A 20,674-nucleotide genomic window follows, 5' to 3' on the forward strand; every position below is an offset into this window, starting at 1 on the left:
ACCAGGTCAGCAGTGGAGTGTGAGACTTATGCATAATCGTCCCGGCAGTAACAGACGCCTGGTGCTTGCAGCGCGTGCATTGATACAGCTTGCGGGTTTCCAGAAAGTAGAATGCAGTATGTTCGCATTTGGGACAGCAGAAGCCGTTCGCCCAGCGGATCTGGAACAGATGCTCGCGACATGCGTCATCCGAATGAAACTTTTCTTGAAATCTCTTCAACGTCATCAATTCTTGTTGAGCCATGCCAATCTCTCCCGAACATTTATTTGTAATTAGTGTATCAAACAAACGTTCGTATGTGAAGGTTTTTGCTGAGGTAACTTGATATTCAAATTATATTATAATCAATCTTCGCAATAGGGGCTATTGGATTACCAGAAGAGAGAGACGCAGTTAACTTGAATATCCCTTCTTCCAACGAATATGAAACATACATCCCATCGTTATTAACAGTCTTCTCCTTTTTATACGGATGGGTCTGGTGTGATTTACCTGTATAATTAAAATTATACATCTGTTTGTTGCTGAAGTTTATAACACTATACTGGACTGTTCTATTGCTTGTGGCATCAACATCAAAATCTCTACCATCACCTGTTCCTTCAAATACATTGTCTAAAAGGTATAATGTTTCTGAGGGAATGAAAGTTTTTAATCGTAGGACGGCGTAGTCATCCCCACTTTTACCGATTTCTCTCAAGAAGTTTGCAACAGTATGGATCTCTTTTTTTATATTTTGCAACTCTTGTTGCTCCCACAATTGCTTACACCAATTGATTTCATCTTGGATTTGTAGGGGCAACTTTTTGTCCTCTTCGTCTGTCTTATCCAAGGGTTCAACATACTTCAATAAATTGTCCACAGGATAAAGAAAAAGCTTACTCTTACTTCGATTATTGGACTCCCAGTTTTCTATCTTTGGCGCATGAGCAGCAGCGGTAACACGTTTTCCTTTGTTTTCAACGACGTTTGGTTGTGCTTCAACCAAACCAAACCGAATATTATCTAGTTGATCTTTTTTCTGTCTTACAACAAGTTCAAACTCTAATACCCCTTTTAAGCCGTTAACCTGTTCTTGATACACGTGAACGTATGCATGTGTAAATACGATTTCCCGAATTGTCTTCTCGTGTCTCACGATTCGTACGGTCACGGTTCGATAATAACCATTGTCCGGCCTAAATTCAGTAAGCGCCCATGCATAGAGCGTATTGGAGTTGTCCGCATCTTGTTCTATAGGGGGAAGCAGTCGAAGTGGAATCTCCCCCCGTATCTGAATCGAGTGCTCTGCATTATATGCTTTGGCTAAAAAGTCTGCTGGACTTGTGTTGGTATAGTTGTAGCCAGTAATTTGCCCATTGCCAAGCTTAATCGGCTGATCACCGGATTCTCGTTCTACCCTCAATAAAATGCTCACATTGCATATCTCTCTTTAGGCTATGGCTAACCTACCAAATCGTTATCTTACATTTATATCGGATATATACGATTTCTATTTAATGTAAATTTAATTACACTTTTGGAGATTTAGGAAGGGGATGTTTGAGAAGCTCATTTCCATATTTGAATTTTAGCAGTATACTATACAGTATGGAACAATGGTATCGGCATCGAGGATATATCCCTTTCACGATCTCAAGACATGTGGAGTGCGTGGTAAGGATATATCGGGAGGGACATTGAAAGGTAAATGTTTCAACAAGGTCTGCTGAGAAAGCAGGCTTTTCTTTTATGAACTATCCTAAAGAGTTAATAGTTAAAATGAAAGAAGTTGAATTTATTTACGACACCAGTATAGGTAAAGTGTTGAATGGTAACTACGTTGATAGCAAGCATTATGTTGACCTCTCCCCACAGCGGTGGAAGAAAATTGAGAAACGCAAGGTTACTTGTATTTAGTATGATCGATGTGTTGGTTATTGTATTATGGATAATAGAACGACTGCCTCAATAGGTATTTATAGAACATAGAACATAGGAGGACTTACATGGCCTGGAGCAAATTGAAGCAACATCTGGAGAGTTTTCTCTGTCCCGCGTTATATGGAAGGGTCGAATACCGTGCAACCGGCTACCGTTATTTACCCGATAAAGCAGGACTTTGTTATATTGCGGTAGATAAAAAGAACGTATTCAATATGAGTGATATAACTACCTTAATCAGATGGTATCAGACGGAGCTGGATATTAAGAATGATTCAGATATCCAAATTCCTATCAACAATGAAGAAATTGAAGCGGTCAGAAAAGATACCAAGGGGATAGTTCCGGAGGATCGTCTAAAAGTAATTGCAAGAAGTAGAAAAATATCAGAATATGCAAAGGAGCTTTTGTCAGCACAGTCATCATTAAGTAAATCAAATTTTGTCGTTGTAGCTAATAAGTTTTTATCCATTTCTATAGAGGAAAGCATAGAGAGCAATGATATCTTATTGAATATTCTTGCTTTGGTGGACAGACGAGTTGGAAAAAAGCGAATTTTAAACATGACCGAGAAGATGAAGTTAAAGCATCCAATTGTGCAGTATTTTTATGAACTACGGCTTAGTACGTTATGAAAATAAATAACTCATTCACCTCCAATCGGGAGGTTTTTTCATGCTATCAACCTTTTTCAATCAATTACCTATGCCTATCGGTTAGTATTCAAAAGGGTCCTGATAGCATTGGTGAGAAGTTCAGGAGATGGCTGACGAACAATAGCAATTGGGAAAATAAGCGAGAGATGATAAATAAAATATTCGCCGAATTCGGATATGTCATTTATGAAAAAAAAGACCGGTACAGTGCAAACACGAAGTACATTGCGACAGAGAATGCTCTACCACTCGAAAACGATAGAGGTTATAAAAATCCAATTAAGCCGTTGAAAGGGGTTGGGTGTGGGAGGGGAAAACTTGCGGCAGGTCGGGTTGCTTTCGTTTACGTAGTGCTGCGGAGTGAAAGCAATTCCCGAGAAATGGAAGAACCAGTTACTTACCCCTTGATGAAGTTGAAGAATTACTTTGTAAAATGAATGGTGTAGATTTCAACGAGATTCATAAGGATAATGTAACATTAAGTGTGAAGATAATAAGCACTTTCTATCTTCAAAGTGAAAAATCATTGACAATTTGATTATCAAGATTTTCTAATGTTAAAAACCACCTAACAATTGTTAGCTACAGCAATGCTAGGGATAAAGTTTGATGTAGCGAGTTTATATTTTGGAGGTATTACAAATGTATGATAAACAAATTGAGGACAGTTTGAAAATCTTAAAACAAGCTAAAATATCCCTTGCTAAGGGTATGACTAAACAAGAATTACGGCTTGCCGAGATGCGTTTCGGTATAAAGTTCCCTTCTGATTATCGAGAATTTTTATCCGCTTGTTTGCCTCTATCGGATGATTTTACAAACTGGCGTGATGTAAGTGATGAGAACGTATTTTTTATAAAGCAAAAAATGTTTGATTGGACTATCGAAGGAGTTTTATATACAATTGAAAAATTAAATGGATGGCTTCCAGCTTGGGGGAATAAACCAAATATACAGGAATGGGCATTGGCATTAGCAAAGCAAAACATAAAGAAACATCCTCTGTTTATGCCCATTTGTAGTCACCGCTTTCTTTCTTTAAGTCCGATGGAAGCCGGAAATCCTGTCTACTCTATTCATGATGGCACTGATGTAATCTGTTATGGTCAAGATTTTTGGGATTACATAAAAAGAGATTTTGCAGATTATGAACCTCGTGATACAGTTGATTTGAAATCTATTAAAGAGCCTATTCCTCAATATAATGTGTTTGTCTATCATAGTATTAACAACTTTTTTTATCAAGGTAAAATTTCATATGATGAACATGGAAAGTACATATTATAAGCATTTTGAATACAAAATTTATAGAATACACGATTAACATGATTTTCCAACACAAATACTCTTGGCATTTCAGTAAAAGCATTAACGACATATCCCTATTATTTTAAACAGTAAGACATAATGAAAGGAGATATTCTTATGACACCAATTATTGACATACTGGACACAGTGTTAGCCAGGTTAGAAAATTCCCATCGAATAATGACGTAACGTATCATCTATACCATATGCGAATCGCGCGGAACATTGGGCAGTTGAAAATGGATCTTAAAGCATTTCAACCTTAAGCTTCAGGACAAATCGATGACGCTACGTTGAACAAGTAGGATTATTCGTGCCGAATTAATCTACTTGTATTTTAATGCCGCCAATAACAGGTCTGAACTTATCTGTTGCGGACGCTAATAGTTTAAGTGGTTCACTATATTCAATTTCAATGTAATCTTTACTAATGATTTGGAAAAGCTCTTTTCGTGAAGATTGTTGTAAATGTGTACTCAATTGTTTATTTACCCTCCCAAAAATCGTTGAGTAGATTCCAATATTTAAGAGATTCTGATTTAAGATATGGTTTAAAAACATCTGGATCGAGGTCGCTATCAGAAGAGAGATTTTGAATTGCTTCTAACAAACCAATCGTTGCTGCTTCCCTAACATACTCATCTCCAATAATATGCAAATCTTCTGCTAAAGATTTCGGGGAACTCCTGTATCTCATTTGCTTTGAATAGACTGATTAGGTGACGAGCAAAATCGGCTAAATCAAGATACAAAAGTTGCTCATCGCCTTCTGTATAATTTTCATCTAGGTAAGTCATCCGGCGATTACGATAAGATGGACAAGCCCGTACCAGTAGAGTCATTACGTCTTGTCTTACAATAGGATGCTCCATAAAAACCGCCTTTACTAAGTTAATTTGTTCTGAAACTTTGTACAGTGCTCCAATTCGCTTTCTTGCAGGAATCAAGCAACATCACCCTTTGGATTTCAGTCTCATCAAGCTTTTTGTGAAGCTCAAGGAAACGAAACCAAAATAGGTAGTTATCCAGGTATTTCGTCGCAACGCCATTAAACCTGCGTACCCAAGTTTTTAGACGGGCGTGATATGCGTTAACGTGTTGGATGTGGTAGATGCCTTTGCGTATTAAGATGCCTTTCCGCAGATTAACGGCATGGTGCTCGATGCTCGACTTTGCCGCAAAGGACTTGTAGTTTCGGGCGGAGTCAGTGCAGAGTTGCGATTTCGGTGCGATGACTTTTCCAAGAACAGCATCCAATTCTTTTGCTGTAACGCGACCTCTGCCTGCTACTTTGGAAACAACACCGCTAGAGCGGTCAACAGCAACGACGACGCAGATTTGCTCGTGGCTAATGCCGCGTAGTTTTGAGCTTCCGCCGCTTTTTCTCGGCTTTCGGTGAGTAACCTTCTTTTTGCCTTTTAGCGACTCAAGAAGAACGTTTCGTCGGATTCGACGATGCCTTGAAGTTTACGGACATCGAGGCTGCGGATGGCATTTAGGATTTTGTGCCGCCAGTAAAACGCCGTGGATATATGGATATCTAGTTTCTTGGCGATTTTGGGCAGCGTTAAGCCTTGTACCATGTATTCGAAGTATTTCTTCCACTTGTCAGGATATCGCGTTCCCGCAATCGGCGTCGCCGTTGCGTCGTTAAATGTCATACCGCAATTTTTGCAAAGATAACATTGCCGAGAACGGTACTTGTACGAAAAGAGCGTATTCATTTCAATCTTCCCAATAAAAAAGTGCGTCGTAAACTTTATAAGGTGTATCCGAAAAAATTGTTGGTATAGTAGTTTGAAAGTCCAGTGGTTGTAATAAAGATTCTTTATCTGGTAGTTGAAATGAAAACTCGTTAAGTAACTTTTTTATATTCGCTACTTCTCTAGCCCAGTCTCCATTTGGAAGACTATCAATTATATCAACGTTTAAAAAGTCTCTGCTTCCCCCTGTTGCATGTTTAGTAATTTGCCCTTTTCCTAAAACTGCGATTGGAGCAAGCCTACATAAATATATTCTTATTCCATTTCTCCAGAGAACGCCACGTAAGTCACTAGAAGAACTCCCATCTTTCTTCCAGCAAAAAACATCAACATACGAAGCAAATCCACTACCATAATGATCAAAAATGGATTCAAATTCAAGGCTATTAATTTGATTAAGTGAACCTATTACTTTTGATAAATAATCATCAATAGGTTTGGAGTCATATTCTTTCATATTGTACGGATAATAATCTCCTACAGGCTTTCCTTCGATAATCCGTTTTAGTTGTTCGTTAGTTAAAATCATTGATAACTTCCTTTTAAGATGAAATGCCAATTTCAAGCCCAATTCAATTGAAAGCTTATTGTGTTTGCATCATTAGTGAGCTTTTGCATATTCCAATCTTGCGAACTTTTTGCACTCACACTGTAGTATTTTTCAATGACAGACAAAGGTATTAAATATCCATAAATGATTCCCATCTGATCAAGAATAAATGCAAAGTATTCTTTACAAGCAAAGCTCGCACATGTTTCCTTAATTTTTCTGACATGTTCCAGTGGTTTGATCATAGTAAACTTAAAATTATTTGTTCCTTCTTTTCTGCTTCTGCTTTTTACTGAAATCCCGATTCGTTCACCATTCTTACTTGCGATAATATCGATCCCAACATGACGCACGAGAACACATTCGTAGCCGTTTTTGGAAAGCCAGTACATTATTAAGTGTTCTCCAAAGTCCCCTGTAATGTGTGTATGATTAGAACTATATTCTGATATCATAAAGTTTTTGTCGCTCCCTATAAAAACGATATTTTATTTACTTATTGCATTTATCAGCGGATCTATTAGTACTCGAAATTGTTCAAGAGATATTCCATTCCCATACATCTCCAAGATTTCTACCAGTTCGGAGGTAAATTCATGGTTCTTGAATAATACTATTTGTTTAATTAGTTCATGAACGATTTCATTGCTTTCCATTGTCCTGTAAAGTTCAAAATGCTCAACAAGACGTTCCAAAGATGGTGGCAAATTATTGTTTACAGAATACATAGCCATATAATGCTCAAATGTTACAAAATTATCTTCGCTCATATGTTATACCTCTCCACTTTCAAATAAAATTTCTATCGATACTCCTATTTATCTATACTTGTACTGTTTAACAGATAAATTATCGCTCAATATGGATTCAAACTCTTTCACCTGCTCTAAGCTTTCGAAAAATGACCTAGGAATTATAAGTGCCTTGTTTTTGGCTACATAGATCACATGGAGTTTTTTATTGCGCTTCACTTTGTATACTTCACACCACTTAATTTTACCATTGCCCACTTCCGATTCAGTGCTAATTCCACAATCATCAAACAAGTAAAAATATTCTTTTTGTAATAACTTGTCACTAGCAAATACACTTTTCAATCTATAATTTGTTACAATTCTACTTAAAGATGTGACTAATAGGCTAGTAGCAATGCCAGAGAGAATAAACAATGGCGTCAAAGTTTCTTCAAGTGAAGAACTGATTAATCCTGTAAGCATAAAGACAGCAAACAAAAACACCGCCATAAATACCAGATTATATTTTGAATGTGAATGTAGAAGTTGAAAGTCCTTATAGTCACTATAAGATAATCTTCCTTTTAAAGAAATTTTATATTGGGGAATTTCCTTTGAAATCATTACTTTACTCTCCTTGTGATTTATGTACTCCATAGTCTCAATAAAACCAATCTTTTATCGTATCGTCGGTTCAATTGCTCTTACAATAACTTGATGCCGAGCATCGCTTTCAGAGAATGCTTCAACAGTTTCTTTATCTGTTCTTACGTCTTGATCATCCGAATCATCAGATTCACTATACTCGTATTCCACTTGATAAAATTTATCCATCAGCATTACTGCTTCCTTTTATCAGACTACCTTGAAATCCGTGTTTCATTAGAAATCACATTCATCTATTGTATTGGTCAACTCAGCCCATCTAGCCGATAATAACTTTGCATAATCCAGAGAAAATAATCCATAGTATCCTAATGAATATCCGTCATTCACCTCTATTAATAGTGTTTGCCCTTTATCTGTTAATCCAAAATCTACTGCATATCCTTTAGGGGCAGTTTTGTATTCTGCGACAACATCTTCAACAACTTTATAATCGTATTGTGCTCTCCAATCGCCTCTATATCTTCGAATGTCTAAAATCCTTCCGTATCTAACAAAACATCTCCATTCTGCTACAAAATTCACAACCTCCGAACATAATATCTCTGGATCTTCGCCATATGTACCACAGCCAATTAAATCCTTAGTACTTCTAACTACTACCCCTGTAAATTTTTTATCCTCTACTGGTTTTATAAATACATTCCAATTCTCAGGGTTGTTTGCGATTATGCTTAGTTTGGAATCCCAAACCTTTCGACCTAGGTATCCCTTCAATTCTTCTGGATAATCAATTTCAGGTGTAATTATATTATGTTTAAAAAGTACTTTTCTAACATCGTCAACATAGCTAACAACTATATCTTCTTTTTTACTATCAGATAATTCTTCTATATTTTTGAAATAGTTGATTTCAATTCCCATTTGTTTAAATCCGTCATAGGCTGCATAAAAGTTGTGGCTTGCAATTTCGTTGTCAAAATTTTTTCTTATATATATCTTCATTTAAGCACCTATATTCAAAGTTAACTTGTAAAGGTTCCGCAATGATCTCGGTCTGGTCGCTGCTTATTTACTTTTTCAAAAACACTAATTGCTTTCTCGAGAATCCGAATCTCATCTGCAAATTTACCCTGTCTTCTGTAGATAATACTCAGTCGATCATATGGGAAGCTACCATCAAAACCTTTCTCAAGATTTTCTTCATAAAGTAGTAGCTTCATCAACTTTACCTTCTTTTTCAAGTACCTTTCCCAGAAGATTCTGATCTACACTCACTTTAAATGAATTCCCTTCCCATGAAAGTTCATCCTGTTTATTCGATATATACTTCTAACTCAAACTGTCCCAGTTCTGGCATCACAATTTGGACATTGATTTCTGTTCCATCTTCCAGTTTTAAAATTAGTTCATCTTTAAGTTCAGATATTGAAGCCGCGACAACTTTCTTATTGATGATTTTATCGAACATATTTATAGTGCTTCCTTTCCTCATAAAAGTCAGTTTGCATTACCTTTATAACCATAATTATTGATCCAACGGCCCAAGCAAACGACCATGCAAACATTGTCTTTGGATCGAACATTCGAACCTCCATGAAATAAGTTTCATCCCCATTCATTCATACAGCGGGGGCAGAATTTTTGGGCAGTAAGCGCTGAAGCGTCGAATCTTAACTTGAGAGAATCGAGAAACCAATTTGGCCATTGTTTCATAGGAAAATCCCTCCGTTCTTTGAGTGTGTGTAACTTAACTCGGAGAGGGTGGCAAGTTGTTTATCCGCCGCGCTGTTTTAATAAAACCTACTTCAAGGAATGAAGAGCGATTCTGCCATCCATTTTAACAAGTGCTGCTTAAAGGAAAGGCGGTGTGCTTTAGAAGTACGAATTGTTTAATCTAAACTCAATTACATTTAAGTTTCCGAAAACGAAGATACAGAAGCAATGCTAATACAAGACCGATCAAAAAGGTGCCTGTAGGGTAAAGTAAAGGGAAAAATATGGATGGAAGCCTGTAAGCAATGTCAGATTTATATCCTATCCAAGAAGACGATTGTGAAGAAGAAAGAACCAATTTTAACCCTAGTAAATGATCTCCTCTTTCTAAATAACTAAACAGTTCTTCATTCACTTGCTGATCTTCATTTACATACAATATCCTCCATTTTTGAGATGTGGTATCTCCCCTTTGCCAATTATCTGCTATTCTTTGGACAATAGCAATTTGCTCCATATTATTTTTGTTGTCTTTAACTTTCAGCAAGTTGAGCCAAGATAAGTAATCGCTATCCTTTGTAATATTTTGAGGCAGCCAAGCTTGGGTTGGAAATGACTGCTCTCTTCCGTTAACTTTAATCGTGACTTGCATAACATGCAGAGTGTCGTTATCAAGTCTGCTTTTAGGGGCGACAACGCCAGTGTCCCTCGTTAAAACCTCTATAATATTACCTTTCCATTGAATTGGCGAAGCAAGTTCATAGGAATACTGATCTGCATTTTGGTGACGCGTATTCCATACATCAATCACTTCTTCTATTTTATATCTGGAATTCAAATAACGATCCAAAACCATTTCTTGAATGATTAAAAACAATGGATATATGGATACACCAATAAAAAACAAACTCATCATCGTGATTAGAAAAATCTTTTTTCTAGTCATAGTTCATTCTCCAAGTCCCTTGCCCTTAAAAACCATCAACTCATTGCAACTATTGTAACAATTCATTTGGAATATTTATAATTCGAACCTCATTCCCGCTTGGTTGTCCGACTGTTGCCATAATAATCTGGTTACTGATTGGGGACCAATCCATATACGATGCATTATCAGGTAATGGAAGCATAGCGGGCTCTTTGTCGCTTCCAATTTTATAAATAAATAAATTTTGTGTATCACCGGGCAATTGCGCGGCGAAAGCAAGGAATTTTCCATCTGAAGACCAGCAATAGCTATATATTACTTCAAATTGCAAACGCTCGATTCGTTCAACTTTGCGGGTCGCTATATCGTATAACATAACGTTATCCATTAATATCCCCCGGCTTTTTTTCGTTGAACTTTCCAAAAATAAAATGCGGTCTCCTCGGGGGGAAAGCATAAATTTTCTTCCGGTCGATAATGGTATTTCCAACTCGTTTAAGCTTTTCGGTTCAGTTAATCGTTGCGTTCCAACACCGCGCTCATCCATACCTAAATAGGCTATTTGATCATGAACTGCTAAGGTATTAGACCATGGAACGCTTTTTGAAAATATTGAATTTTGTTCCTTTTCCAAATCAAAAATCCCTAAAATACCTCGAACCACTTTGTCATCCGACATAAAGTATAAAATTTTTTTTGAATCTATCCATGCGATTTTAGTTATGTCTGAAAGAAGCTCTCTATTTTTACCAGAACTCAAATTCTTAACCCAAAGTTCGTTATCTTTTATGTACGAAATTTGCTTTCCGTCTGGGGACCACTTTACCTGTGAAAAATGTGACCCTTTCCAATCAGGCCGAATAATCGCGGTATCTGAGGAGGGGACACCTTCAGGTGAACACCCTAACAACAGCAATAACATTGCTAGCACCCTAATCATATTTGTCACCTCGGAGCTAAGTCTCTTAAATATTTTGGTACCCATTCCTCTACATCCCAGAATGGTTTCGTTGCCGAATCGTCGGATGTGGCAGGATAATGCTTAGGATACTCAAAAGCTTCTGAATCCATCAGATAATTAATGGTTCCCAAAAATGAAGGTACATCTGCGATTTTGTTCACTTCCTGTTCCATAGAGCTTGATTGGGAGTACTCATAAACTTTTTCCATCTTATTTCATACTCTGACCAAATTTCCTCTTGTTTCGTACCCGGTTTTGTAATAAAAGCTTGTTGCGCCCAATAGATATCGGCAATCATTTGAGCATTTATCGACTTCCAATAAGCGGACTCAGTTGATTTTGCTATTCTAGTAGAATTTAGTTCCCACTCCATGAATCCAACAATATCTTTACCAAAGTTTATTTTTATTTCATTTGTACTCGGATTTGGATAGTGTTTACCCTGATATTTCTTGAAAAATTTATCCACATATTTGATCCTTTTTTCGGGATCATTCAATATTTCTTGCAGGTCTTTAGGAATTTTAACACAGTGACTGGAATTATCACAGGGGGCAGCGTCGGAATAAGTTATCCCGTCAATTATTGCCCTACACCAAGTTTGACTTGAGTCGCTTGAGCTACCGCCTTCAATCCCAAAAGCCTCTTCCGCATATGCATATCTTATTGATCTTGTTGATTCAGCAAACTCGATCTTTGATGCGCCGGATAAGATCGTAAAGTGGTCTCTTTTTTCTTTTTTGAATTTTTGCTGCATAGATTCAGCCGTACCAAACTGAATACTATCCAATTGATCCCGCTTCTGTCTTACAACAAGCTCAAACTCTAATACCCCTTTCAAGCCATTAACCTCTTTTTGATATATATGAACGTATGCATGTGTAAATTTGACCTCTCGAATCGTCTTTTCGTGTCTCACGATTCGTACGGTCACGCTTCGATAATAATCATTGCCCGGCCTATATTCAGTAAGCGCCCATGCATACAGCGTATTGGAGTTGTCCGTATCTTGTTCCACAGGAGGAAGCAGTCGGAGCGGGATTTCACCTCGTATCTGAATCGAGTGCTCTGCATTATATGCTTTGGCTAAAAAATCTGCCGGACTTGTGTTGGTATAGTTGTAGCCAGTAATTTGCCCATTGCCAAGCTTAATCGGCTGACCACCGGATTCTCGTTCTACCCTCAATAAAATGCTCATATTGCATATCTCCCTTTAGGCTATTGGCTAACCTAGCAAGTCGTTATCTTATTTATATCGGATATATACGACTTCTATTTAATGTAAATTTCAACACACTTTCGGAGATTTGGGAAGGGGATATTTGAGAAGCGTTCTGCGATCTGTTGCTCGGTTTTGGCTTGCAAGCTCATTTCCATATTTGAATTTTAGCAGTATACTATACAGTATGGAACAATGAGTATCGGCATCGGGGATATCCCAATCACCGTCTCGATACATGTGGAGTGCGTGGTAAGGATATATCGGGAGGAATGATAATGAGCAAACTCGTGTTGAAATCTGAGACTCAGAATGAATGGGAAGATCTCATGCAAGAAGGATATACCCATTCAATGAAAAGAAACTCTGTAGAGGCAGTACGCGTATGGACGGAGCTTTGGAACAGAATTCGTGATGTATTAAAGGCGGACGACAACATCAGCATGGAAGATATAGACGGTGCATTTCATGGCATGCAGAGTATTTATAATTGGACAACTGATTTTGAAATGGAATTGGGAAATGCCTCTAAGAAAGATAAAAGCTTTGCCCAAACCCGAATCGAATTCTGCAAGGCGTATATAACCAAGTACAGAGACAAAAGTGAATCAAACCTTGAAGGAATGAAATGGGCTTTATGTGAATCGTACTTTGATTTGGGGGAAATAGAAGAAGGAGAACGTCTATTCCAAAAGTATCTTGAAGAATCCCCGACATCGGGATGGGGTTGGATTGGTTGGTCTGATCAATACAGCCTCTTCGCTAAGAAACACAATAAAGATAATGATAAGGCAATACAGATATTAGAGAAGGCTCTTGAAATTGAAGGGCTACAAGATCGTTTTTATGCATTGGAACGGCTTGAAGATTTATATATGAAAGTGGGAAGACAACAAGAAGCGACTGAAGTTAGAAAACATCTAGATCAAATGAAAGCAAAGAACGCAGTTCGCCCCAAAGTAGCGCTGCCTCCCATGATAAAAGCAGTTCCCGTTACAAGTGTTAAGATTGGACGCAACGATCCTTGTACTTGCGGAAGCGGTCAAAAATATAAGAAATGCTGCGGAAGGTAAAGAAGTCATGAATAAGCGTTGGTTAAGCAACCCCAAGCCTGCTAAACTGAGTGCATCGGATAAAAGTAGGCTTGAATCTGTCGTCAGCCAATTCATATCGGGGTCTTCGCATCTCAGTGAAATTGTATACCGCGTTGATATCAAAGCAGGGCGAATTTATTTGTATCGGCTGCATGAACAATTCGGCTGGGATAAGCCTGACGTACAATTCATCAAACCCTTAATTGATGGGAAATATGCGGAGTTTCCTATGGCACGTATCACTTTGTTTGATACAATTGGAGAAACGTGTGAAGCGGATTATCAGAGACATACAGGGCAGTGGGTGAATATATTTTCAGGCAATATTACGGAGTGTTTGTCTTTTATTGAAGAGAACGAGCAATAGTTTCAATAACGGAATAAGTGCGTGGTAAGGATATATCGGGAGGATTGAACTTAATATACTAATTTATCTATAGGGAGAACCTCTGAACTCCTTAAGAGGAGGTTCTTTTTTTATCATTTTTTAACTTTTGGAATATTTCGGATATTGTTCTTGGGTCGTTTATTGCGCGAGGTGAGAAGATGCAAATTGTTAAGCAAAGAATCATATTTGTTTATTCTTAGGCTGCAAGGTCGTGTGTACGCGATCGAACCTCGGGATCAGTTCGTGATGGATCCGGATTCTTCCGGCTTTGCCATCCATGGCGATCAGCATGGAGCGAGCTATAACCATCACTACCGGCAAAAGGGGTTCCACCCGCTGTTTTGCTTTGACGGCTTGACCGGCGATTGTTTGAAAGCCGAGCTCCGCGCAGGGAATGTATACACCTCTCGTCAAGTGGTTCGCTTCATGGGGCCTGTTCTGACGCACTACGAAACGTGGGCGCCGGAAGCCCTCATTGTACTGCGCGGGGACAGCGGCTTTGCCGTACCGGAACTGCTCGAGCTCGCCGAGACCAAAGGCCATAAGTACGCTATTCGCCTCAAAGCCAACGCCCGCCTGCAAAAAGCGGCGCAGGCGATGGCCGACCAAATGCTGAATCCGGATAAGCTGCATGAGTGGCAGCTCCAATACCGAGAGTTTCAATATCAAGCGGATTCATGGAGTCATGCCCGCCGGGTGGTTGTGAAGATGGAGTGTCCTGCGGGCGAACTCCACTTTCAGTTCACGTTTATCGCCACGAACATGACGGTGTCTCCGAAGTATGTCGTTCGCTTCTACTTTCAGCGCGGTCACATGGAAAATTTCATCAAGGAAGCCAAGAACGGATTCGCCTGCAACAAGATGAGCAGCACCGATTTTGAAACCAACGTCATGAAACTGCAATTGGCCATGTTGGCATACAATTTGCGCTCATGAATATTTCGGGTTTACAACTATAATAATTTTCTCCACTATGTATGTAATACTGTTCAAACGCAGTTACATTTTATTGCGCAAGAACCGAGTATCATGAATTTCATAAAAACCTTAGGCGCGTCAGATGACCGTAAACCCATATGGCTCTTTTCATCGACACTAGCCACTGGGTACTTCATTTATTATCGTTTGCTAACAAGCCGCTGAGCGCGTCTAATGACGGAATAGACGTTTAGCCTAAACGTTATACTGCTTGAAGCGGTTCAGGCATAAGAGCCGGCAAGTTAAACCATCAAGCATGAAACCGTCTATATCTCCTTCGATGTACTGCAAGACAAGATGATTCAATAAGCAACATAACATGGAAAGATAATGAATTTGGTGAATTGACATATTACAAAGGTAAGGTTTAAATGAAGTGGAAGTGTTTATTTCAAACGGAAAATTTGAAGGAGGTAAATATATATGGGACTAGAGGTTGATCTATATTCGTTGAAATACGACATGCTTGATGAATGTGTTGATTTATTCATTGACACTTTCTCAAAAGAACCTTGGAATGATGTCTATGAGTCAAGAAAACAAGTTGTAGATTTTTTTGAGAATTACATGAAAAACAATTATTTTGTTGGTTACGTTCTAAAAATAGACGATGAAATTGTTGGATTGAGCCTAGGCGCAAAAAGGCCATGTCTAAAAGGAATGGAATATTTCATTGATCAATTTTGTGTAAGTGAAAAATTCCAAGGACAAGGAGCAGGTAGCAAGTTTCTAGAGCTTATCGAATCTGACATTAAAAAGCAGGATATAAATATTATCGTGTTAACAACTTCCAAGGGATTCCCATCAGAAAAATTTTATATTAAAAATGGATTCAAAATATCTGATAATGCAATTCTTCTTGCCAAGTGAGCATACATGTATAAGATGCATATGAACTAGGTTTTGGCCCTAGTTGGTTTAATTCCTCAACAGAAATAATTCAAACATTTACTGGTACTGACAAAGAAGTACTTTTTGCATATTTTGATTATGATAAAGCAGGACTGTTGATTATCCACTAAATGGTAGAAAAAAGATCGCCTTTTCTGTAGAGTCGTTTGTACCACCAAACCGATTCAAGAAAGAGGCGATCTCATGAAAAATTGTATCACGATCCCATCCGTTTTTCAATCCATTCTGAGTGCTGAAGAAGTCAAATCAATTGTGCACATGATAGGTTATGATCATTAACATTTAAGTTTCCGATAACGAGAATAAGGGCACCGTGCTAATAACAAGACTCAAGAAAAATTCTATCCAAGAAGACTATTAAAAAACGAAGATGCAGATTATCTTCTTCCCTTTGCAAAGCGAACAGTTCCCCAGATTAGCAACACAACGCCTACCCAGAACGTAAGTTGCGGATATATCGCAGGATAATAATACGACGGAAGATACGTTAAAACATCCGATTTAAACCCGATCAAAGTGGACGACATCTGCGATTCTTGAATTAGTCTCACGCCTAGAGGATGTTTCCCGCGGTCTGGATATCCAAAAACCTCTTCCTCCATCTGGTTATATCCCGTGAAGTAAATAATCCTCCACTTTTGGGATTCTGTGTGGGAAGGATTCTTCTTGCCAGGTATCCAGTCGCTTGAAAGTCTTTGAATAATAGCCGTTTTTTCGATCCCGCTGTCCTGCTCTCTTATTCTGACTACGTTTAACCACGACAAAAAGCGGCTGTCTTCTTCCCTCTCTGGAGTCAACGTTACTTCTGACTCAGGGAATTTTTCTTCACCATTAATCAATATCTTCATTTTGAAGATATGTTTAATTTTTGGGTTAATTGTTTTAGGCGCCACGATCCCGGTATCTTCTGTAATTACTTGTATTTTATTATTTGTTAGCATAAATGGTGAGTTTAGAACCGTAGTTGAATCCATTCTACTATGTACATTTATCAATTGCTCAATAGCATAGTTTTTATAAACGTGATATATAATCACTTTTTCTCGCATAATTAAGAACATCGGATATACAGAGCAAAAGAATAAAAAACAACCTATCCATATCAGGATGAAACCTTTCCTTTTCACGTGAATTCCTCCTTATGGACGAGGAATTCAGTAAGCGCCCATGCATACAGCGTATTGGAGTTGTCCGCATCTTGTTCTACAGGAGGTAGTAGTCGGAGCGGGATTTCACCTCGTATCTGAATCGAATACTCCGCATTATATGCTTTGGCAAAAAAATCTGCCGGGCTTGAATTGATATAGCTATAGCCAGTGATTTGCCCATTGCCAAGCTCAATCGGTGGATGACCGGGTTCTCGTTCTACCCTCAATAAAGTGCTCATACTGCATATCTCCCTTTGAGGCTATTGGCTAACCTACCAAGTCGTTATCTTACATTTATATCGGACATATACGACTTCTATTTAATGTAAATTTAAGCGCACTTTTGGAGATTTAGGAAGGGGATGTTTGAGAAGCTCATTTCCATATTTGAATTTTAGCAGTATACTATACAGTATGGAACAATGGTATCGGCATCGAGAATATATCGTGAAGATTGAGTATGCAAATAGTAAAAGGGGGATTAAATTGTTATGGAACAGATACTTCAAGCAATTCGGTATAATAATGGTAGATTTCCACGCAACGAACTACAGCAAATCATTGAGCAGAAGGAAGAGGCTATTCCTTACTTGCTTCAAATTATGAATGACCTGAAAGACGATTATGAGAAAGTGTTGGATCGTCCAACTCGAATCGATTTTATTTATGCTTATTTCCTGTTGGCACAGTTTCAGGTAAAAGAATTATTTCCAATTATGATCGATGTTTTATCCAAGCCCAGCGAGATTTGCGAAAATATATTTGAAGATGCTATAACTGAAGATATTAGTAGAATCCTTGCGTCTGTGTACAATGGAGAAATTGATTTGCTATTTGGGTTAATCGAGAATACAAAAGCGAACCAGTACGCGCGCGGAGAAGCATTGACTGCTTTAGTTGTTATGGTTTTAAACGGTCAGCTCTCAAGAGATTTCGTAATGGATTATTTCAAGCAGCTTATGAATGGCAAGCTCACAGAGACAAATTATTATATAAATGCAGAAATCGTATGCTGCTGTGATGATCTTTATCCTGAAGAGGTTCTTACAGATATTCAGCGCTTATATGAAGATCAGGTTGTTGAAACCAGCATCATACGATTGGATAGCATTGAGAAGACTCTCCAGAAAACAAAAGAAGATGTCTTGCGAAAGAATCAACAAAAACATAAATTTCAGTTGATTACGAGTGCAATCGAGGAATTGCAAGATTGGGGTTGTTTTCATCAAGATTTCCCTGAAGTATCAGCCAATTCTAACTCGAAGATAGAACGTAGTGCGGCCTCCGGCGCACCGAAGAGAAATCCTGCTGTACAAGTCGAAAAAATCGGTCGAAATGATCCCTGTACATGCGGCAGCGGTCAAAAGTACAAGAAATGCTGCGGAAGGTAAAGAGTGAATATGAATAAGCGTTGGTTAAGTAACCCCAAACCTGCCAAACTGAGCGCCTTGGATAAAAGTAGACTTGAATCTGTCGTCAGCCAATTCATATCGGAGTCTTCGCGTCTCAGTGAAATCGTATACCGTGTTGATATCAAAGCAGGGCGAATTTATTTGTACCGTCTGCATGAACAATTCGGCTGGGATAGGCCTGACGTACAATTCATCAAACCCTTAATTGATGGGAAATATGCGGAGTTTCCTATGGCACGTATCACTTTGTTTGATACACTTGGAGAAACGTGTGAAGCGGATTATCAGAGACATACAGGGCAGTGGGTGAACTTATTTTCCGGCAATATTACGGAGTGTTTGTCTTTTATTGAAGAGAATGAGCAATGGTTTCAATAACGGAATAAGTGCGTGGTAAGGATGTCGCAATAAATATTGCTTTGAGTCCGTTGTGTTTTTATAACGCTGCGCAAAGAGCATGAATGGGAATGCAGTTAACTTAGTCATGAATAACAATAAAACTGTTATTCTGTAAATCTGGGGAAAATTGTTTTCACATTCAGAAGCTCATCCGATTCCACTATCGAGCAAATTTTGCCTTGTGGTGCAATCGCGTCGGCCATGTTCTTCCAGTGTACTGTTCAGACAAAAGATATCATTGACCTACTCAATACCGACCGCTTTCAGTTGGGGTGCAAAATCTTCGTAATGATTGATACTATGATCCGCACCCCCTCCATTCACCCATGCGACTGATTCGGGACGTGACGGACGCATTGCTATCGTGATGATCTTCTGCTCGTCACAAGCCAACGGCTGTGCCCCGGCCATCGAGACGGGGGGACGGTTATTTCATCATGTTGTGTGCCTTGAGAGAAGCGAAAGGAATGGATTTAAGCATGAAAGAACCATCTGAACAGCTTATTGAAATGCTTGGGCATCCGTACAGTCCCAGGAATGTTCAAGCTTTGCTGCAATCATTCGGCGTCAAGCGAATGCCACCCCCGAACAGCTATTTCAATGACGATATCATCTGGTCTGTGAAAACATCGATACGCATCGATGTTTATCGCGCGCCAAAAATAAATGATCTGACTGGACTCCAATATACAAATCAAGATGAATGGATCATTGGCGCCATACATTTTCTTGTGCCCGGGTCGGATGACAGAATTAAAGCTCCGTTTCCCGGAATGCTTCCCAAGGGAATCACGATGAGCTCAACACCGGATGAGTCGATAAAGGCATATGGTCAACCTGAACTGGATGAAGAATGTTGGTGGCCTGGATTTTCCGGTCGAATTTTGGCATGGCGCAAGCCGGGCATAAATATCGCAATTGAATATGCGGACAGTGAAATCGATAGGGTGATGAGAAGCTATACGGCCTGCTTAATTGGCTGCATAGGCGCTTGGCGAAACGATAATCCGGAGGTCTTTGCTCCCTAATTGCAGGTCGACACTTACTGATTAGTAATTTCGAAAATGAAAATCAACGATACATCGACAGACAGATTCATTGTGTTCTTTATTTTAAATCGGTCGGATGGCTTCCATTTGTTTGGGAGTGGGAATGTAAATTGAAGGCCCGTTCGTGCGTGTCCATGCGGAGGTGATTTTTATGTTGACCCCTACTCAAATCAAACGCCAGTTAAAAGAATGCTCGAAAGATGAGCTTATTCAATTGCTGTACGAAGTAGTGAAGGCTAACAAAGATGCTCAGGCATACATTTCTGTGAAATTACAAGGAGAACCGGCCTTACTCGAAATTTTAAACGCATCCAAAGAACAAATTTATAAGGAATTCTATCCAACACGTGGTTTCCCAAAGCTAAGGGTGGCTAAAGTCAAGCAGGTCCTTTCAGACCTAAAAACGATTGGCAAGGGAACGATTTTGCCTTTTGAATTGCTGGTTTACTTCTGTGAAGTGGCAGTTGAGTATATTCATGAGCAGGGTGATATCTTTGAAGATATGGGAGATCGTTTTACCGATGCTTATGAAGAAGTAGTTCAAATTCTCAATAATGAGAAAACGCCTGACTTGTTTGAGCAGTATAAAGATCGCGTGCAGGCTATTGTCAATACGCCCGGTTGTGACTGCTGGGGAATTCATGATTCATTGAACGGCTCGTATTTTGATCTCAAATGGATAGATCATGACAAGGATCAAGACGATATTGCCAATGCTTCTGGTGTCATTTCCTATGCAGCGATGAGCAAGTGGCTTAAAATACCCGAGGATATTCGTCAAAAATATATCAGCAATGTCTGGTGCGGAAGATGCTTAGGAGCAACAACCATCAAAGATTTCACGGCACAATTGGATAATCATGGAATTATCCTTCAAGGAATTTGCTCTAATTGCGGACATCAGGTGGCCAGAGTTATTGAGAAATGAA

The 20,674-nt window shown here is 38.8% G+C and carries 31 protein-coding genes and 1 pseudogene; 12 read left to right on the plus strand and 20 right to left on the minus strand.

Annotated elements, in window-relative coordinates; translation table 11 throughout:
• Together BLO51_RS24060 and BLO51_RS24065 are read right to left on the minus strand one after the other, a co-directional pair.
• On the minus strand, window positions 1-244 hold a 244-nt coding region (locus tag BLO51_RS24060), incomplete at its 3' end, for a transposase (RefSeq protein WP_143006963.1).
• Between the two features lie 85 nt (window positions 245-329).
• Window positions 330-1,418: a hypothetical protein gene (locus BLO51_RS24065; RefSeq protein ID WP_090675895.1), complete on the minus strand. Its 1,089-nt coding sequence runs from the start codon at window positions 1,416-1,418 to the stop codon at window positions 330-332.
• Window positions 1,419-1,732: 314 nt separating this feature from the next.
• Here BLO51_RS24065 and BLO51_RS29425 point away from each other — a divergent pair, with 314 nt between their 5' ends.
• From BLO51_RS29425 to BLO51_RS24080, 4 genes are all read left to right on the plus strand, one after another.
• Complete coding sequence (locus BLO51_RS29425; RefSeq protein ID WP_167670311.1) at window positions 1,733-1,900, plus strand: hypothetical protein; 168 nt, start codon at window positions 1,733-1,735, stop codon at window positions 1,898-1,900.
• Between the two features lie 89 nt (window positions 1,901-1,989).
• On the plus strand, window positions 1,990-2,559 hold the full coding sequence (locus tag BLO51_RS24070) for an SF0329 family protein (RefSeq protein WP_090675896.1): 570 nt from the start codon (window positions 1,990-1,992) through the stop codon (window positions 2,557-2,559).
• Between the two features lie 167 nt (window positions 2,560-2,726).
• A complete protein-coding gene (locus tag BLO51_RS29915) occupies window positions 2,727-3,017 on the plus strand; it encodes a hypothetical protein (protein WP_090675898.1) in 291 nt (96 codons plus the stop codon).
• Between the two features lie 205 nt (window positions 3,018-3,222).
• On the plus strand, window positions 3,223-3,867 hold the full coding sequence (locus BLO51_RS24080; RefSeq protein WP_090675900.1) for an SMI1/KNR4 family protein: 645 nt from the start codon (window positions 3,223-3,225) through the stop codon (window positions 3,865-3,867).
• A gap of 342 nt (window positions 3,868-4,209) precedes the next feature.
• Here the strand turns inward: BLO51_RS24080 and BLO51_RS29430 are convergent, their stop codons facing one another.
• The 16 genes and pseudogenes from BLO51_RS29430 to BLO51_RS24135 all read right to left on the minus strand — a co-directional run bounded on the left by BLO51_RS29430 (window position 4,210) and on the right by BLO51_RS24135 (window position 12,344).
• Window positions 4,210-4,368, minus strand: a complete 159-nt coding sequence (locus BLO51_RS29430) for a hypothetical protein (RefSeq protein WP_167670312.1) — start codon at window positions 4,366-4,368, stop codon at window positions 4,210-4,212.
• A gap of 4 nt (window positions 4,369-4,372) precedes the next feature.
• Window positions 4,373-4,585: a DUF7674 family protein gene (locus BLO51_RS31295; RefSeq protein ID WP_425415833.1), complete on the minus strand. Its 213-nt coding sequence runs from the start codon at window positions 4,583-4,585 to the stop codon at window positions 4,373-4,375.
• Window positions 4,527-4,835, minus strand: coding sequence for a hypothetical protein (locus tag BLO51_RS28820; protein ID WP_143006964.1), 309 nt, complete (start codon window positions 4,833-4,835; stop codon window positions 4,527-4,529). Before BLO51_RS28820 ends, BLO51_RS31295 begins: the two co-directional genes overlap by 59 nt.
• Window positions 4,780-5,591 (minus strand): annotated as a pseudogene (locus BLO51_RS24085) (IS1595 family transposase); the annotation flags it as partial. The pseudogene BLO51_RS24085 and the gene BLO51_RS28820, both read right to left, overlap by 56 nt.
• A gap of 22 nt (window positions 5,592-5,613) precedes the next feature.
• Window positions 5,614-6,180, minus strand: a complete 567-nt coding sequence (locus BLO51_RS24095; protein ID WP_090675905.1) for a hypothetical protein — start codon at window positions 6,178-6,180, stop codon at window positions 5,614-5,616.
• A gap of 32 nt (window positions 6,181-6,212) precedes the next feature.
• On the minus strand, window positions 6,213-6,554 hold the full coding sequence (locus tag BLO51_RS24100) for a hypothetical protein (RefSeq protein WP_217266781.1): 342 nt from the start codon (window positions 6,552-6,554) through the stop codon (window positions 6,213-6,215).
• Between the two features lie 135 nt (window positions 6,555-6,689).
• A complete protein-coding gene (locus BLO51_RS24105) occupies window positions 6,690-6,971 on the minus strand; it encodes a hypothetical protein (protein WP_090675909.1) in 282 nt (93 codons plus the stop codon).
• Window positions 6,972-7,019: 48 nt separating this feature from the next.
• On the minus strand, window positions 7,020-7,559 hold the full coding sequence (locus tag BLO51_RS24110) for a YcxB family protein (protein ID WP_167670313.1): 540 nt from the start codon (window positions 7,557-7,559) through the stop codon (window positions 7,020-7,022).
• 54 nt (window positions 7,560-7,613) lie between these two features.
• Entirely contained in the window at window positions 7,614-7,775 is a 162-nt protein-coding gene (locus tag BLO51_RS29435; RefSeq protein ID WP_167670314.1) for a hypothetical protein, read from the minus strand.
• A 42-nt stretch (window positions 7,776-7,817) separates the two neighbouring features.
• Window positions 7,818-8,546, minus strand: a complete 729-nt coding sequence (locus BLO51_RS24115; protein WP_090675913.1) for an ATP-grasp domain-containing protein — start codon at window positions 8,544-8,546, stop codon at window positions 7,818-7,820.
• Window positions 8,547-8,566: 20 nt separating this feature from the next.
• Window positions 8,567-8,764, minus strand: coding sequence for a tetratricopeptide repeat protein (locus BLO51_RS24120; protein ID WP_090675914.1), 198 nt, complete (start codon window positions 8,762-8,764; stop codon window positions 8,567-8,569).
• 92 nt (window positions 8,765-8,856) lie between these two features.
• Window positions 8,857-9,012, minus strand: coding sequence for a hypothetical protein (locus BLO51_RS29440; protein ID WP_167670315.1), 156 nt, complete (start codon window positions 9,010-9,012; stop codon window positions 8,857-8,859).
• Window positions 9,013-9,444: 432 nt separating this feature from the next.
• Window positions 9,445-10,173, minus strand: a complete 729-nt coding sequence (locus BLO51_RS24125; protein WP_217266782.1) for a hypothetical protein — start codon at window positions 10,171-10,173, stop codon at window positions 9,445-9,447.
• Between the two features lie 79 nt (window positions 10,174-10,252).
• Complete coding sequence (locus BLO51_RS24130) at window positions 10,253-11,107, minus strand: DPP IV N-terminal domain-containing protein (protein WP_167670316.1); 855 nt, start codon at window positions 11,105-11,107, stop codon at window positions 10,253-10,255.
• Window positions 11,108-11,130: 23 nt separating this feature from the next.
• Window positions 11,131-11,319, minus strand: a complete 189-nt coding sequence (locus tag BLO51_RS29920; RefSeq protein ID WP_217266783.1) for a hypothetical protein — start codon at window positions 11,317-11,319, stop codon at window positions 11,131-11,133.
• Window positions 11,304-12,344 carry a hypothetical protein gene (locus BLO51_RS24135; protein WP_090675919.1) on the minus strand — a complete coding sequence of 347 codons (1,041 nt, stop codon included), beginning with the start codon at window positions 12,342-12,344 and terminating at the stop codon, window positions 11,304-11,306. The genes BLO51_RS29920 and BLO51_RS24135 overlap by 16 nt, the downstream gene beginning before the upstream one ends.
• Before the next feature lie 299 nt (window positions 12,345-12,643).
• Between BLO51_RS24135 and BLO51_RS30545 the strand changes: the two genes are divergently transcribed.
• From BLO51_RS30545 to BLO51_RS24155, 4 genes are all read left to right on the plus strand, one after another.
• Entirely contained in the window at window positions 12,644-13,438 is a 795-nt protein-coding gene (locus BLO51_RS30545) for an SEC-C metal-binding domain-containing protein (protein WP_245719791.1), read from the plus strand.
• Window positions 13,439-13,445: 7 nt separating this feature from the next.
• On the plus strand, window positions 13,446-13,826 hold the full coding sequence (locus BLO51_RS24145; RefSeq protein ID WP_090675920.1) for a hypothetical protein: 381 nt from the start codon (window positions 13,446-13,448) through the stop codon (window positions 13,824-13,826).
• A 162-nt stretch (window positions 13,827-13,988) separates the two neighbouring features.
• Window positions 13,989-14,783, plus strand: a complete 795-nt coding sequence (locus tag BLO51_RS24150) for an IS1380 family transposase (protein ID WP_281180422.1) — start codon at window positions 13,989-13,991, stop codon at window positions 14,781-14,783.
• A gap of 465 nt (window positions 14,784-15,248) precedes the next feature.
• The gene (locus BLO51_RS24155) at window positions 15,249-15,695 is read left to right on the plus strand and encodes a GNAT family N-acetyltransferase (RefSeq protein WP_090675923.1); all 447 of its coding nucleotides are present in this window, start codon (window positions 15,249-15,251) and stop codon (window positions 15,693-15,695) included.
• Between the two features lie 419 nt (window positions 15,696-16,114).
• Here the strand turns inward: BLO51_RS24155 and BLO51_RS24160 are convergent, their stop codons facing one another.
• Together BLO51_RS24160 and BLO51_RS24165 are read right to left on the minus strand one after the other, a co-directional pair.
• Window positions 16,115-16,864: a hypothetical protein gene (locus BLO51_RS24160; protein ID WP_090675925.1), complete on the minus strand. Its 750-nt coding sequence runs from the start codon at window positions 16,862-16,864 to the stop codon at window positions 16,115-16,117.
• On the minus strand, window positions 16,861-17,124 hold the full coding sequence (locus BLO51_RS24165; protein ID WP_090675926.1) for a hypothetical protein: 264 nt from the start codon (window positions 17,122-17,124) through the stop codon (window positions 16,861-16,863). Before BLO51_RS24165 ends, BLO51_RS24160 begins: the two co-directional genes overlap by 4 nt.
• Window positions 17,125-17,376: 252 nt before the next feature.
• Between BLO51_RS24165 and BLO51_RS30550 the strand changes: the two genes are divergently transcribed.
• The 4 genes from BLO51_RS30550 to BLO51_RS30560 all read left to right on the plus strand — a co-directional run bounded on the left by BLO51_RS30550 (window position 17,377) and on the right by BLO51_RS30560 (window position 20,673).
• Window positions 17,377-18,276 carry a DUF1186 domain-containing protein gene (locus tag BLO51_RS30550; RefSeq protein WP_143006968.1) on the plus strand — a complete coding sequence of 300 codons (900 nt, stop codon included), beginning with the start codon at window positions 17,377-17,379 and terminating at the stop codon, window positions 18,274-18,276.
• A gap of 9 nt (window positions 18,277-18,285) precedes the next feature.
• Entirely contained in the window at window positions 18,286-18,675 is a 390-nt protein-coding gene (locus BLO51_RS24175; protein ID WP_090675928.1) for a hypothetical protein, read from the plus strand.
• 470 nt (window positions 18,676-19,145) lie between these two features.
• Entirely contained in the window at window positions 19,146-19,724 is a 579-nt protein-coding gene (locus BLO51_RS24180) for a hypothetical protein (RefSeq protein ID WP_245719793.1), read from the plus strand.
• Window positions 19,725-19,896: 172 nt separating this feature from the next.
• Window positions 19,897-20,673 carry a DUF6155 family protein gene (locus tag BLO51_RS30560; protein ID WP_245719794.1) on the plus strand — a complete coding sequence of 259 codons (777 nt, stop codon included), beginning with the start codon at window positions 19,897-19,899 and terminating at the stop codon, window positions 20,671-20,673.
• Window position 20,674 lies beyond the last annotated feature (1 nt).

The sequence above is a fragment of the Paenibacillus tianmuensis genome (genome assembly GCF_900100345.1).
Classification (GTDB): domain Bacteria; phylum Bacillota; class Bacilli; order Paenibacillales; family NBRC-103111; genus Paenibacillus_G; species Paenibacillus_G tianmuensis.

What these genes read in the sequence shown, in the direction of transcription:
- BLO51_RS24125 (WP_217266782.1), bottom strand. Translation starts at nt 10,173, where the DNA reads ATGATGAGTTTGTTTTTTATTGGTGTATCCATATATCCATTGTTTTTA.
- BLO51_RS30560 (WP_245719794.1), top strand. Translation starts at nt 19,897, where the DNA reads ATGTTGACCCCTACTCAAATCAAACGCCAGTTAAAAGAATGCTCGAAA.
- BLO51_RS31295 (WP_425415833.1), bottom strand. Translation starts at nt 4,585, where the DNA reads ATGAGATACAGGAGTTCCCCGAAATCTTTAGCAGAAGATTTGCATATT.
- BLO51_RS24135 (WP_090675919.1), bottom strand. Translation starts at nt 12,344, where the DNA reads ATGAGCATTTTATTGAGGGTAGAACGAGAATCCGGTGGTCAGCCGATT.
- BLO51_RS29920 (WP_217266783.1), bottom strand. Translation starts at nt 11,319, where the DNA reads ATGGAACAGGAAGTGAACAAAATCGCAGATGTACCTTCATTTTTGGGA.
- BLO51_RS29915 (WP_090675898.1), top strand. Translation starts at nt 2,727, where the DNA reads ATGATAAATAAAATATTCGCCGAATTCGGATATGTCATTTATGAAAAA.
- BLO51_RS30550 (WP_143006968.1), top strand. Translation starts at nt 17,377, where the DNA reads ATGGAACAGATACTTCAAGCAATTCGGTATAATAATGGTAGATTTCCA.
- BLO51_RS24080 (WP_090675900.1), top strand. Translation starts at nt 3,223, where the DNA reads ATGTATGATAAACAAATTGAGGACAGTTTGAAAATCTTAAAACAAGCT.
- BLO51_RS24120 (WP_090675914.1), bottom strand. Translation starts at nt 8,764, where the DNA reads ATGAAGCTACTACTTTATGAAGAAAATCTTGAGAAAGGTTTTGATGGT.
- BLO51_RS30545 (WP_245719791.1), top strand. Translation starts at nt 12,644, where the DNA reads ATGAGCAAACTCGTGTTGAAATCTGAGACTCAGAATGAATGGGAAGAT.
- BLO51_RS24145 (WP_090675920.1), top strand. Translation starts at nt 13,446, where the DNA reads ATGAATAAGCGTTGGTTAAGCAACCCCAAGCCTGCTAAACTGAGTGCA.
- BLO51_RS24105 (WP_090675909.1), bottom strand. Translation starts at nt 6,971, where the DNA reads ATGAGCGAAGATAATTTTGTAACATTTGAGCATTATATGGCTATGTAT.
- BLO51_RS24115 (WP_090675913.1), bottom strand. Translation starts at nt 8,546, where the DNA reads ATGAAGATATATATAAGAAAAAATTTTGACAACGAAATTGCAAGCCAC.
- BLO51_RS24070 (WP_090675896.1), top strand. Translation starts at nt 1,990, where the DNA reads ATGGCCTGGAGCAAATTGAAGCAACATCTGGAGAGTTTTCTCTGTCCC.
- BLO51_RS29435 (WP_167670314.1), bottom strand. Translation starts at nt 7,775, where the DNA reads ATGCTGATGGATAAATTTTATCAAGTGGAATACGAGTATAGTGAATCT.
- BLO51_RS24130 (WP_167670316.1), bottom strand. Translation starts at nt 11,107, where the DNA reads ATGTTATTGCTGTTGTTAGGGTGTTCACCTGAAGGTGTCCCCTCCTCA.
- BLO51_RS24110 (WP_167670313.1), bottom strand. Translation starts at nt 7,559, where the DNA reads ATGATTTCAAAGGAAATTCCCCAATATAAAATTTCTTTAAAAGGAAGA.
- BLO51_RS29425 (WP_167670311.1), top strand. Translation starts at nt 1,733, where the DNA reads ATGAACTATCCTAAAGAGTTAATAGTTAAAATGAAAGAAGTTGAATTT.
- BLO51_RS24175 (WP_090675928.1), top strand. Translation starts at nt 18,286, where the DNA reads ATGAATAAGCGTTGGTTAAGTAACCCCAAACCTGCCAAACTGAGCGCC.
- BLO51_RS24165 (WP_090675926.1), bottom strand. Translation starts at nt 17,124, where the DNA reads ATGAGCACTTTATTGAGGGTAGAACGAGAACCCGGTCATCCACCGATT.
- BLO51_RS29440 (WP_167670315.1), bottom strand. Translation starts at nt 9,012, where the DNA reads ATGTTCGATAAAATCATCAATAAGAAAGTTGTCGCGGCTTCAATATCT.
- BLO51_RS24155 (WP_090675923.1), top strand. Translation starts at nt 15,249, where the DNA reads ATGGGACTAGAGGTTGATCTATATTCGTTGAAATACGACATGCTTGAT.
- BLO51_RS24095 (WP_090675905.1), bottom strand. Translation starts at nt 6,180, where the DNA reads ATGATTTTAACTAACGAACAACTAAAACGGATTATCGAAGGAAAGCCT.